Annotated in this window: 14 protein-coding genes; 2 read left to right on the top strand and 12 right to left on the bottom strand. The window is 72.7% G+C overall.

Features of this window, described 5'->3' with window-relative positions:
- Positions 1 to 69: 69 nt before the first annotated feature.
- The 11 genes from hemL to hemE form a co-directional block, all read right to left on the bottom strand.
- Complete coding sequence (gene hemL, locus Q7F20_RS04025) at positions 70 to 1401, bottom strand: glutamate-1-semialdehyde 2,1-aminomutase (protein ID WP_305738820.1); 1332 nt, start codon at positions 1399 to 1401, stop codon at positions 70 to 72.
- Complete coding sequence (gene hemB, locus Q7F20_RS04020) at positions 1398 to 2453, bottom strand: porphobilinogen synthase (protein WP_305738819.1); 1056 nt, start codon at positions 2451 to 2453, stop codon at positions 1398 to 1400. Before hemB ends, hemL begins: the two co-directional genes overlap by 4 nt.
- Positions 2450 to 3040 carry a uroporphyrinogen-III synthase gene (locus Q7F20_RS04015; RefSeq protein ID WP_370871613.1) on the bottom strand — a complete coding sequence of 197 codons (591 nt, stop codon included), beginning with the start codon at positions 3038 to 3040 and terminating at the stop codon, positions 2450 to 2452. The genes hemB and Q7F20_RS04015 overlap by 4 nt, the downstream gene beginning before the upstream one ends.
- Positions 3041 to 3415: 375 nt before the next feature.
- Positions 3416 to 4459: a hydroxymethylbilane synthase gene (gene hemC / locus Q7F20_RS04010; RefSeq protein WP_305738818.1), complete on the bottom strand. Its 1044-nt coding sequence runs from the start codon at positions 4457 to 4459 to the stop codon at positions 3416 to 3418.
- A complete protein-coding gene (locus tag Q7F20_RS04005) occupies positions 4456 to 5676 on the bottom strand; it encodes a ferrochelatase (protein ID WP_305738824.1) in 1221 nt (406 codons plus the stop codon). Before Q7F20_RS04005 ends, hemC begins: the two co-directional genes overlap by 4 nt.
- Before the next feature lie 11 nt (positions 5677 to 5687).
- Positions 5688 to 6413, bottom strand: a complete 726-nt coding sequence (gene hemQ, locus Q7F20_RS04000; protein WP_305738817.1) for a hydrogen peroxide-dependent heme synthase — start codon at positions 6411 to 6413, stop codon at positions 5688 to 5690.
- Between the two features lie 57 nt (positions 6414 to 6470).
- On the bottom strand, positions 6471 to 6701 hold the full coding sequence (locus tag Q7F20_RS03995; RefSeq protein ID WP_022906123.1) for a DUF3618 domain-containing protein: 231 nt from the start codon (positions 6699 to 6701) through the stop codon (positions 6471 to 6473).
- A gap of 45 nt (positions 6702 to 6746) precedes the next feature.
- Complete coding sequence (locus tag Q7F20_RS03990; protein WP_071294325.1) at positions 6747 to 7205, bottom strand: phage holin family protein; 459 nt, start codon at positions 7203 to 7205, stop codon at positions 6747 to 6749.
- Positions 7202 to 7456, bottom strand: coding sequence for a hypothetical protein (locus Q7F20_RS03985; RefSeq protein WP_144711824.1), 255 nt, complete (start codon positions 7454 to 7456; stop codon positions 7202 to 7204). Before Q7F20_RS03985 ends, Q7F20_RS03990 begins: the two co-directional genes overlap by 4 nt.
- Before the next feature lie 99 nt (positions 7457 to 7555).
- Positions 7556 to 8965, bottom strand: coding sequence for an NAD(P)/FAD-dependent oxidoreductase (locus Q7F20_RS03980; protein ID WP_305738816.1), 1410 nt, complete (start codon positions 8963 to 8965; stop codon positions 7556 to 7558).
- Entirely contained in the window at positions 8962 to 10086 is a 1125-nt protein-coding gene (hemE, locus tag Q7F20_RS03975) for a uroporphyrinogen decarboxylase (RefSeq protein ID WP_305738815.1), read from the bottom strand. Before hemE ends, Q7F20_RS03980 begins: the two co-directional genes overlap by 4 nt.
- A 90-nt stretch (positions 10087 to 10176) precedes the next feature.
- On the opposite strand from hemE, the gene Q7F20_RS03970 reads away from it, so the two are divergent.
- Positions 10177 to 11499: a glutamyl-tRNA reductase gene (locus Q7F20_RS03970; RefSeq protein WP_305738814.1), complete on the top strand. Its 1323-nt coding sequence runs from the start codon at positions 10177 to 10179 to the stop codon at positions 11497 to 11499.
- A 47-nt stretch (positions 11500 to 11546) separates the two neighbouring features.
- A complete protein-coding gene (locus tag Q7F20_RS03965; RefSeq protein WP_370871612.1) occupies positions 11547 to 11927 on the top strand; it encodes an NUDIX domain-containing protein in 381 nt (126 codons plus the stop codon).
- Position 11928: 1 nt separating this feature from the next.
- Here the strand turns inward: Q7F20_RS03965 and Q7F20_RS03960 are convergent, their stop codons facing one another.
- Positions 11929 to 12204 carry a hypothetical protein gene (locus Q7F20_RS03960; RefSeq protein WP_305738813.1) on the bottom strand — a complete coding sequence of 92 codons (276 nt, stop codon included), beginning with the start codon at positions 12202 to 12204 and terminating at the stop codon, positions 11929 to 11931.
- Between the last annotated feature and the right edge of the window lie 43 nt (positions 12205 to 12247).

The following is a 12247-nucleotide window of genomic DNA, read 5'->3' as shown; positions in this document are numbered from 1 at the left end:
TGCGCGCGGTCCACCGCGCGCAGACGTCGCCAGGCTGCGCACACGGACCGAACGCAGGGCGCGTGGCCGTCACACGGTCGCGCGCGCAGCCGCCTTCGCAGCCGCCGGCAGCGCCTCGAGCACCCGGCCGACGGCCCGGTCGTCGTGCGCCGCCGTGACGAACCACGCCTCGAACACGCTCGGCGGCAGGGTCACCCCGGCGTCGAGCATGGCGTGGAAGAACGGGGCGTACCGGAACGCCTCCTGTGCTCGGACGTCGTCGTAGTCCCGCGGAGCCGTCTCGGCGAAGGCGAACGAGAACAGGTTGCCGGCGTGCTGCACGGTGTGGGCGACGCCCTCGGCGGACAGCGCGTCGCTCGTGGCCGTCGCGATGGTCGCCGCGGTCCGGTCGAGGTGCGCGTAGACCTCCGGCGTCGCCGCGCGCAGTGTCGCGATGCCCGCGGCGACGGCGAGCGGGTTCCCGGAGAGCGTGCCCGCCTGGTACACGGGGCCGAGCGGAGCGAGGTGGTCCATGACCTCGCGCCGACCGCCGAGCGCGGCGAGGGGCATGCCACCGCCGATGACCTTGCCGAACGTGACGAGGTCGGGCTTCCAGCCGGCGCCGTCCGGTACGACCTTCGACGCCTCGAGGCCCCACCACCCGGCCGGGCCGACCCGGAAGCCCGTGAGGACCTCGTCGACGATGAGCAGCGCACCGTGCGCCTGCACGATCTGCGCCAGGGCACGGTTGAACCCGCGCTCGGGCGCGAGGACGCCCATGTTCGCAGCGGCCGCCTCGACGATCACGCCGGCGATGCGCTCGGAGTGCTCGTCGAACGCACGACGGACGGCGTCGAGGTCGTTGTAGGGCAGCACGAGGGTCTGCGCCGCGGTCTCGGCGGTGATGCCGGCACTGCCAGGGAGCGCGAGCGTGGCCACCCCCGAACCGGCTTCGGCCAGCAGCGAGTCCGAGTGCCCGTGGTAGTGGCCGGCGAACTTCACGAGCAGGTCGCGACCGGTGTACCCGCGGGCGAGCCGGATCGCGGTCATGGTGGCCTCGGTACCCGTGGACACCATGCGGAGCTTCTCGATCGGGCCGTCGCCGTCCACCGACACCCGCTGCTTCACGAGCTCGGCGAGTTCGGTCTCCCCCGGGGTCGACGCCCCGAAGCTCAGCCCGCGCGACGCCGCCTGCTGCACGGCCTCGACCGTCGCCGGGTGGGCGTGCCCGAGGATCGCCGGACCCCAGGACGCGACGAGGTCGACGTACTCGCGACCCTCGGCGTCGGTGACGTACGCCCCCTTCGCGCTCGTCAGGAAGCGCGGTGTCCCGCCGACGGAGCCGTAGGCCCGGACCGGGGAGTTGACCCCGCCGGGGATGCTGTTCTTGGCGCGGCCGAAGAGCTGGTCGTTCGTGGTCATTCTGGGGCCTTCCCGGTCGAGGCGATGCCGTCCACGGCTGCGGTGCTGCCGGCGGTGCGGAGGCCCGCCTCCTCGTTGAGCTTCCGAGCGACGTCGACGGCGAAGTAGGTCAGGATCGCGTCGGCACCGGCGCGCTTGATGCCGACGAGTGCCTCCATCGCGGCTGCGTCACGGTCGATCCAGCCGTTCTGGGCGGCTGCCGTGATCATCGCGTACTCCCCGGAGATCTGGTACGCCCAGACCGGCACCGGCGAGGTACGCGCGGTCTCTGCGAGGACGTCGAGGTAGCTCATGGCCGGCTTCACCATGACGATGTCGGCGCCCTCGGCGATGTCCTGCTCGACCTCGCGGAGGCCCTGCCGACCGTTCGCGGCGTCGATCTGGTACGTGCGACGGTCACCGACGAGCGAGGAGTCCACGGCCTCGCGGAACGGCCCGTAGAACGCGCTCGCGTACTTCGCCGCGTACGCCAGCAGTGCCGTGCCGCTGTGCCCGGCCGTGTCGAGCGCGTCCCGTGCGGCGGCGATCTGGCCGTCCATCATTCCGCTCATGCAGACCAGCTCGGCACCGGCCTCGGCCTGCACGACCGCCATGTCCCGGTACCGCTCCAGCGTCGCGTCGTTGTCGACCGAGCCGTCGGTGGCCAGGACGCCGCAGTGCCCGTGGTCGGTGAACTCGTCGAGGCACAGGTCGGACTGCACGACGAGGGCGTCGCCGACCTCTTCACGAGCGACGCGGATCGCGACGTTGAGGATGCCGTCCGGGTCGGTCGCACCGGACCCCTGCGCATCCTTCGTCGTCGGCACGCCGAACAGGTTCACGCCCCCGATCCCGACCTCCGCCGCCGACACCAGGGCACGTCGGAACGAGTCGAGCGAGTGCTGCTGGACGCCCGGCATGCTCGTGATGTCGATCGCCTCGGACGCCCCCTCGCGGATGAACATCGGCAGCACGAGCTCGGCGGGGTGGAGCCGGGTCTCGGCGACGAGCCGACGCATCGCGGGCGTGGCGCGGAGTCGACGGGGGCGGACCTGGGGGAAACGGCCGGTCACGGTGTGCCTTCCTGTTCGGGGGCGGTGGGGGTGAGGGTCTCGACGACGGCGTCGAGCAGGGCTTCTGCGGATCGGCTCCGTGCGACCGCGTGCACGGACAGTCCGGCAGCACGGGCTTCGGCAGCGGTCCCGGGGCCGATGCACACGACCGCGGTGCGGGGATCGAGCGGGCTCAGGCGCCCGGCGATCTCGCGAGCGACGCTGCCGCTCGTCACGAGCACGGCGGCGGGCGGGGAGTCGAGGACGACCGGCTCGTCGCCGGTCCCCACGGTACGGTACGCGACCACGTCGTCCACGTCGATCCCCCGGGCGCGCAGGGCGTCGACGACGGTCGGGGCCGCGAGGTCCGAGCGCGGGAACAGGACGGTCCCGGAGGTGTCCGGGAGCTCGCGGGCGAGCGCGGCACCCGAGGACTCCGACGGCACGAGGTCGACGACCCAGCCCGCAGCACGCGCGGCACGGGCGGTCGGCTCACCGACCGCAGCGACACGCAGGTCGGACGGGAGGCACGCCACCCGTTCCGCGACCACGCTCACGGCCGTCGCACTGGTCACCACCATCCAGGCGTACCCGGACGCGTCGGTCACGTCGGTCCGGTGGGTGACGGGTCCCGTCGGGTGGGTTGCGGCCACCTTGTCCGTCGCGGGTCCCGAGCGGGCACGATCCTGCCCGCTCGGTGACGACGGCGACGGTGACGGCGACGACTGCCGACGGGACCCGTCCGGCGGAGGTGCGTCGCGCCTCCTGGACCCGCCGGACGCGACCAACCGGTCGACCGCAGCCTCGAGGGCTGACTGGTCATCGGGTGCCGCAGCCGCGATCAGCGGGACGACGACCGGGTCGAGACCACGCTCGCGAGCAGCCGCGGAGACCCGCTCGCCCCACGCACCGCCGCGCGGGACGAGCACGACCGGGAGTCGTGCCGCGCCCGCGGGGTCGACGTCGGGGTGCGTGGCGACCGCCTACTCCGCCGGGGTCGCGAGGCCCGGGCCAGCGGTGTGCGGACCGTCCGTGGTGTCCTCGGCGACCGAGGTCGCGAGGTCCGCCAGGTCGGCCGCGCCGTTCTCGAGCAGCTCGGCGGCGACCCGGCCACCGAGCTCGAGGGCCTCGGTGAGGCGGTCCTGTGCGGACCCGTCGAGCACGGCGGCGTGCGACGCCGTGCGGTACTCGGACCCGTCGGGCCGGTACACCGTGGCCGAGACGAGCAGCATCTCGGCGTCGACGATCGCGGTGGCACCGATCGGAGCGGAGCACCCGGCCTCGAGCTCGGCGAGGACCTCGCGCTCGGCCGAGACCGTCAGGCGGGTCGGCGCGTGCTCGATCTTCCGCAGGGCTGCGAGGAGGTTCCGGTCGGTCTCGTCCGCACGGATCTCGATCGCGAGCGCTCCCTGGCCCGGGGCGCTCGGCCAGAAGCCGAGGTCGAGCAGTTCGGTCGCGGCGTCGAGCCGATCGATGCGCGTCAGGCCGGCGGCCGCGAGGACCACCGCGTCGAGGTCGTCGTCCACGCGCCCGAGGCGGGTGTCGATGTTGCCGCGGATGTCCACCACGTCGAGGTCCGGCCGCTTGGCCTTGAGCTGCGCGACGCGGCGGGGCGAACCCGTGCCGACCTTCGCGCCCTCGGGGAGGGTCTCGACGGTCGCGGCGTTCCGGGCGACGAGGACGTCACGGGCATCGGCGCGCTTCGGCACCGCCGCGATCGTGAGCCCGGGGTACGGCGCCGTGGGCAGGTCCTTGAGGGAGTGCACGAGGACATCGACCTCGCCCGCGACGAGCGCTTCGCGCAGTGCGCTGGCGAAGACGCCCGTACCGCCGAGGCTCGCCAGGGAGGCGCGGTTCGTGTCGCCCTCGCTCGTCACCGTGACGAGCTCGACCGGTCGGCCGGACGCCTTCGCCAACCGGTCGGCGACGTCCTGCGACTGGGCGACCGCGAGCCGGCTGGCTCGGGTGCCGAGCCGGATCGGGGCAGGGCCGTCGGGGCTGCCGGTGGGGGCGGACGCGTCGGTCACGGGGCGAGCCCGGCCGCGGCCGGCTTGAACCCGGCGCGCACGTTCTCGCAGCACCCCGGACGGCAGACGTCGTACCAGGGGCCGAGGTCGGTCAGGTGGGGCCGCTCGCTCGTCGGGGTGCCGTTGACACGCTCGAGCACGAGGTCCACCAGGCCCGACACGTAGGCCGGGTCGACGCCCGGGGTCTGCGTGCGCACCGACCAGAATCCGAGCTCCTGGGCGGTCTCGGTGGCCTCTTCGTCGAGGTCCCACATGACCTCCATGTGGTCGCTCACGAAGCCGAGCGGGACGATGAGCACGGCGCGGGTCGGGCCGCCCTTGAGCTCCTCGTTCATGTAGTCGTTGATGTCGGGCTCGAGCCACGGCTGGGTCGGGGGGCCCGAGCGCGACTGGTAGACGAGCTTCCACGGCGGCGTGCTGGTGCCGCGGAGCGAGGCGTGCTCGGGCTGCTCGAGCAGCTCGGCCCACGCCTGGTCGAGGACGACCTGCGCCACGGCGAGGTGCTGGGCCTCGTACGCGCCGTGCTCGTCGAAGCCGCCGTAGTCGGGGCCGGACTTCGCGGCGTCGGTCGAGGGGATCGAGTGCGTCGAGAACAGCACGTGCAGCTCGGTCGCGACGTCGAGCCCGTCGTTCTCGGCGATCGCACGGGCCATGCCGTCACGGACGCCGTCGACGAAGGGGCGGACGAAGCCCGGGTGGTCGAAGAACTGGCGGACCTTGTCGACCTGGATGGTGTCGATCAGTCCGGTCTCGGTCAGGACGCGGGCGTAGTCCTCGCGGTACTGGCGGCAGCTGGAGAACGATGAGTAGGCGCTCGTGGCGATCGCGATGAGCTTGGTGTAGCCGTTGTCGGCTGCCTCGGTGAAGGCCTCTTCGAGGTACGGCTCCCAGTTGCGGTTGCCCCAGAGCACCGGCATGTCGATGCCGCGCGAGGCCAGCTCGGCCTCGAGCGCGGCCTTGAGCGCGCGGTTCTGCGCGTTGATCGGGCTGACGCCACCGAAGTGCCGGTAGTGGTGCGCGACCTCTTCGAGGCGTTCGTCCGGGATCCCACGGCCCCGGGTGACGTTGCGCAGGAACGGGATGACGTCGTCCTGGCCCTCGGGTCCGCCGAAGCCCGCGAGCAGGATCGCGTCGTACGCGACCGGGACCTCGACGTGCTCGGGACCGTCGGCCGCCGCGGGGGTCGCGGCGAGGACGGCCTGTCCGTTGGTGATCATGCTGGTGTCGGTCACGACAGCACCTCCGGCAGCTCGGTGGTCGTCACGCGACGACCGGTGAAGAAGGGCACCTCTTCCCGCACGTGCATGCGGGCCTCGGTGTAGCGCAGGTCGCGCATGAGGTCGACCAGGTCGACGAGGTCGGGGCTCTCGAGCGGCAGGATCCACTCGTAGTCGCTCAGCGCGAACGTGGCGATCGTGTTCGTCAGCACGCGACGGTACTTCGCGCCGGCGATGCCGTGGTCGCGCAGCATCGTCGAGCGCTCTTCCTCGGGCAGGAGGTACCACTCGTAGGACCGGACGAACGGGTAGACCGTGATCCAGGCCTCGGGTTCCTTGCCGCGCAGGAAGGCGGGCGTGTGGCGCTTGTTGAACTCGGCTTCGCGGTGCATCGCCATCGCGTGCCACACCGGCTCGGCGTCCTGGAAGAGCGCCGTGCGGCGGATCTCGCGCAGCACCGCCTGGATCGCCTGCGCGTCGTCGCCGTGCAGCCAGATCATCACGTCGGCGTCGGCGCGGAAGCCGGACACGTCGTAGAAGCCACGGACCGTCACGCCGCGCTCGGCGGCTGCGGCGACGACGGCGTCGAGCTCGGCCACCGCGTCGTCGCCGACCGTGTGGATCGGGCCGAGCGGACGGCGGAACACGGCCCACAGGGCGTACGCCGTCAGCAGGTTGGGGTCGATGCCGTCGGGGGAGGTCTCGTGTGCGTCGTGCGTGGGCACGGTGGAACTCATGTGTCCATTGTCCTATCGGTCACAAAGGTGACGCCGCTCCCCTTTCGACGGCGAGCGCTACCGCCGTCGGAGCACCGCTACGACGATACCCCCGACCACTGCCACGCCCGCTGCGAGCCCGGCCAGGTACGGCACCGGCTTCTCGTCGATCCCGCGCTTGACCTTCGACGCGGCGATCCCGATCTGCTTCGGGACGTTGAGCTTGTCCTCGATCGCGTCGAGGGTGTCGAACAGCTGGGCGCGGGTCGCCGCGACGCGGTCGGCCAGGTCGTCGTGCTGATCGGTCACGTGGGTCCTCCGGGGTGTGGGGGTGGTGGACGGGGCGGTGCGTCGCTAGAAGCGGCCGCCGACGTCGGGCTTGCGGGTGCCGTACTGCGTCGGCGGGGTCGGCTTCTTGCCGAGGCCCTTCACCGCGTTGACGTCGTTCTTCACGCTGTCGATGGTGCGCTTCGGCGTGATCGGGAGCCCCTTCTTCAGGCGCTTCCAGCCGAGCAGGCCGAGGATGCCGGCGACGATGAGCATCACGACGGCGATGACGAGGGCTGCGAGCCACGCCGGCATCACGGTCGCGAGACCCATGACGGCCGCGGTCAGCAGGACGCCGATCGCGTAGAGGACGATCACGAGCGCACCCACGAGCAGACCCGCTGCGAGGCCGAAGATCTTCGCCTTCGTCAGCATCTCGGCCTTGAGCAGGTTCAGCTCACCCGTCACCAGCTCCTTGACGAGCTTGGGGACGTCGCCGACCAGGCCGAACAGCGAACGCGGCTTGCGGTCGCGGGTGTCGGTCATGAGGTCTGGCTGTCCTTCTTCTGCCCGACCTTGCGGACGACCTTCTTCGTCTGCTCACCGACGAACTCGGCGACGTCCGGGGTCTTGTCGGCGATGAAGTCCTCGGCGACGTGGACGCCCTTCTGGACGCCGTTGCTGTTCCAGATCTTGCCGCTGACGGTCTTGATCTGCTCGTACCGCGCCCGTCCGGCTCGCGATCCCAGGACGTACCCGAGAGCGGCGCCGGCGACGAACAGGAGCTTGCCTCGCATGTGCGAATCCTCCGTTGGGTCAGTGTGCGTGGTCATGCGCCGAACGGAATACATCCGGCGTTCACCGCAACAGTAGCCCTCCGACCGTGTGCGGTCCGCTCAGGAACCCAGGATGCGCTCAGCGGCGGTCCGTGCGGCCCCGACGATCCCGGCGAGTCCCCGGCCGGTGGACGCCTCGCCGATCCCGACCACACCGTCGGCGAGGCCGGCCGCGGTCGTGTCCGGTCCGTGCCACCGGACACGCGCGGCACCGACCACGGCGGACGCCGGGACCGGCACCCCGAGCAGCGCGGCGGCGTCCTGGGCGGCGCGGGTCCCGACGGCGTCGTCCGGGTCGACCGGGAGGCTCCTCCCGGTCTCGACGGCTCCGGCTGCGGTCCCCGAGGCGGTCGCGTCCACCGCCGCGGTCGCGTCCGACGTCGCGGTCGCGTCCGACGTCGCGATGGCACCCCACGTCGCAGCCGCGTCCGACGTCGCGTAGCTCAACCGCAGGACGTGTCGTCCGCCCGCGGCCTCGGCCAGCCACGGCCACTTCACCGTCGCGTGCGTGATCGCCTTCGCCCGGACACCGGGTGCGTCGGGGTGCACGAGCATCCCGGTGCCGCGCGGTGCCGCGTCGAGCTCGTGCTGGTCGACGACGAGCGTCACGAGCTCGATGCCCGTGCGGACGGGTCGGGCCGTGCGCGCGGGGTCGGCCGTCGACGCGAGCACGTGCTCGGCCACCAGCCGCTCCGTCTCGCCGTCGTCGGTGCGGACGTCCACCGCGTGCTCCTCGATCGCGGTGGCCCGGGTGTGCAGTCGCACGTCGACCCGGTAGGTCTCCATGTCTGCCACGAGCTCGTCCACGAGCCGCACGATCCCACCGCGGATGCCCTGCACGGCGGACCCGGCCGTCGCACGGGCGCGGAGGGCGAGGACCGCCCGGGCCAAGGAGCCCTCACGCAGGAGCGCCGCCCGCAGTCCGGGCGCGACCCGCTCCGGGTCGAGGTCGTCCGGGTGCGTCGAGTGCACACCGGCGACGATCGGGACCACGAGGTCGTCGAGGACCTGCTCGCCCATGCGCTTCCGGACCAGCTCGCCGAGCGACGGTGCCCTCGACCCGACCAGGGACGGCAGCAGCGAGTCCATCTGCGCCCGGAGCGCAGCCTTCTGCCCGACCACCGCGAGCACGTCGGCCGCCATCGGGCTCCCCGGGATCCCGAGCAGGCCGGTCTGCGGGATCGGGGCCGTCCGGCCGTCCCTGGTCATCAGCCACGCACCGCGCGGGTCCGGCGTGGTGATCTCGTTGCCCAGGCCGAGTTCGATCGCCAGCCGGCCGACGGCGTCGTTGCGGGTCGCGAACGAGTCCGCCGCCATGTCGAGGTCGAGTCCCGCGACGGTGTGCCGCCGGACCATCCCGCCGAGCACGCCGGAGCCCTCGACGAGGACGACGTGGGCACCGCCCTTCGCCAGGTCCCGCGCGGCGACGAGGCCGGCGACCCCGCCGCCGACCACGACGACGTCGGTCACGCGTGCGCTCCGGTCGACACGTCCGTCCCGTCCCCGAGCTCGTGGACGAGGGAGACGATGCGGGTGAGCACGGTCGGGTCGGTCTCCGGCGGGACACCGTGCCCGAGGTTGACGACGTGCGCCCGAGCGGCACCACCACGGCGGACGACGTCGCGGACGTGGGCCTCGAGCACGTCCCACGGGGCCGCGAGCATCGCCGGGTCGATGTTGCCCTGCACGGTGACCTCGGTGCCGACCCGGCGCACGGCCTCGTCGAGCGGCAGCCGCCAGTCCACGCCGACGGCGTCGACGCCGACCCGGTCGGTGCCGAAGGTCGTCATGTCGCGCAGGACCTCGCCGCTGCCGACACCGAAGTGGATGCGCGGGACGCCGAGGTCGGTCACGTGGTCGAGTGCCGCGGCCGAGTGCGGTGCCACGCGGGAGACGTAGTCCTCGCGGGAGAGCGAGCCGACCCACGAGTCGAAGAGCTGTGCGGCGGAGGCTCCCGCGAGCACCTGGGCCCGGAGGAACGCCCCCGAGACCCCGGCCGCCCAGGCGAGCAGCCGCGACCACGTCTCCGGGTCGGAGTGCATGAGCGTCCGGGCGCGGATGTGGTCCTTCGACGGTCCGCCCTCGACCAGGTACGCGGCGAGCGTGAAGGGTGCGCCGGCGAACCCGATGAGCGGGGTGTCGCCGAGCTGCTCGACCGTGCGCGCCACGGCCTCGGTGATCGGGGCGAGGGCACTCGGCTCGAGCGCTCCCAGAGCGTCGACGTCGGCCGCCGTGCGGACCGGGGACGCCAGGACCGGACCACGGCCCGGGACGATCTCGACGTCCACACCCGCGAGCTTGATCGGCACGACGATGTCGCTGAAGAAGATGCCCGCGCCGACCCCGTGCCGACGGACCGGCTGCAGCGTGATCTCCGACGCCATCGCCGGGTCGAGGCAGGCGTCGAGCATGGCCGTGCCGACCCGCAGTTCGCGGTACTCCGGCAGCGACCGACCGGCCTGGCGCATGAACCACACCGGCAGGGTCTCCGGCCGGTCGCCGCGGAGCGCCCGGACGAGGGACGAGCCCGCCGTCCGCCCGGAGACGAGCGGGTGCGAGGCGGGCAGAGCGGTCGTGGATGCGTCGGTCACCGGACGATTCTCCCATCGGCGAACGGGGTGTATCCCGAGCACGCAGGACCCGAACGGGAGCCGGGCGCAACGCGAGTTACCATGGATGACGTGCTCATCTGTCTCACGGCGTCGCATCGCAACGCCAGCTTCGATCTCCTGGAGCGACTGAGCATCGGCGCACCGACCGCCGCGAGCCGTCTCGTGACGGACTCCGACGTGCTCGACGGGGCCGTCGTCCTCGCCACCTGCAACCGCTTCGAGGCCTACCTCGACATCGCGGGGGACGACCGCGACTCCGCCGTCTCGGCCACCGTCGACGCCGTCGCCACCGCGAGCGACCTCGACCCCGCCGAGGTCCTCGAGTCCGTGAACGTGCTCGGTGGCAAGGACGTCGTGCAGCACCTCTTCGCCGTCTCGAGCGGCCTCGAGTCCGTCGTGGTCGGCGAGACCGAGATCTCCGGGCAGGTCCGCCGCTCGCTCGAGGACGCCCGCTCGAACGGCACCACCACCTCGGACCTCGAGCGCCTCTTCCAGGAAGCCGCGCACACCTCCCGCGGCGTCAAGACCCGCACCCGCATCGGCGCCGCCGGTCGTTCGCTCGTGCGACTCGGCCTCGAGCTCGCGTCGTCACGTGTCACCGACTGGGGCCGGACCCGCGTGCTGCTGGTCGGCACCGGCAGCTACGCGGCCACGACCATCGCCGCCCTGCGCGATCGCGGCGCCACGAACATCCAGGTGTTCTCGCCGTCGGGGCGGGCGCCGTGGTTCGCCGCCAAGCACGACCTCGTCGCCGCCCGCGACCTGCGCCAGGCCATCGGCGAGAGCGACGTCGTGATCACCTGCACCTCGAGCGAGGTCCCGGTCGTCGAGCCGGCCGACCTCGACGACGGCGTCCGACGCATCGTCATCGACCTCGGGCTCCCCCGCAACGTCGACCCCGACGCGGCCGGTGTCGAGGGTGTCGAGCTGCTCGACCTCGAGACGATCAGCATCCACGCCCCGATCGCCGAGCTGAACGCCGAGTCCGAGGCCCGCGCGATGGTCGACGACGCCGTGTCCCGCTTCCGCGCCCAGGCCCTCGAACAGTCGACGACGCCGGCGCTCGTGGCCTTCCGCAAGCACGTCTTCGACATCCTCGACGACGAGATCGACCGCGCGAAGCGCCGCGCGGACGGCGACGACGCCTCGGCCGAGCAGACCGAGCGCGCCCTCCGGCACCTCGTCGGCGTCCTGCTCCACCGTCCCTCGGTGCGTGCCCGTGAGCTCGGTCGCGCCGGCCGCGGCGAGGAGTTCGTCGGGGCGCTCGACGCCCTCTTCGGCGTCCGTCCCGTGCCCGAGGCGGAGCTGCCCTCGCCGGTGGTGCCGCTCGCGGAGCGCACCGCGCCCGAGCGGATCGAGCACGACCGCACCGACGAGGCGGACGCGAGCTGAGCCTCCAGGGCCACCCCGCGACCCTGCGCGTCAGTGCGCTGCTGCTGGTGCGCGACCGCCGCCTCCTGATGGTGCGCGCGCGGATGCGCGACGTCCTCTACCTCCCCGGCGGCAAGGCGGAACCGCACGAGACCGACGTCGAGGCGGTCCTGCGTGAGGCCCTCGAGGAGACCGGCCTGCGGCTGACCGTCGACGACGTCGAGGCCTTCGGCACCGTCACCGAGCCAGCGCACGGCCAGGCCCCCGGCACGATGGTCGCGATGGCACTGTTCCTCGTCCGTCCAGGAGGCGCGCTCGACACCGCCACGCCGGTCGCCTCAGCCGAGGTGGACGAGGTCGAGTGGGTCACCTCTGCGGACGCAGACCGGTGCCCGCCGGCGGGCGTGGAGACGCTCCGCCGCCTCGTGGCGGCGGGTCTGATCGACTAGGTCAGGCCTGGTCGCGGTCGACGTAGTGACCGACCTCGCCGTCCGGGGTGGGCTCGGCCTCGCCGGGGATGTCCGACTCGACGTACTCGCCCTCGCCGTCGCCGCCCTCTGGACGGGTCTCGCCGGGGATGTCACTCGAGACGAACTCGCCCGCCGGCTCGTTCGACACCACCGGGGTCTCGCCCGGTATCTCGCTGTCGGTGAAGGCCCCGGCGCGGGGCTCGACACCGTCCGAACGACCCTCGTCGCCGCGTGCCTGTTCGTGCTTCCCTGCCATGTCGACCTCCGTTGCTCGTGCGCTGGCGCGTGTCCTGGAGTGT

The sequence above is a fragment of the Curtobacterium sp. A7_M15 genome (assembly GCF_030705415.1).
Taxonomy (GTDB): domain Bacteria; phylum Actinomycetota; class Actinomycetes; order Actinomycetales; family Microbacteriaceae; genus Curtobacterium.
This window is presented reverse-complemented; position numbering and strand designations above follow the sequence as displayed.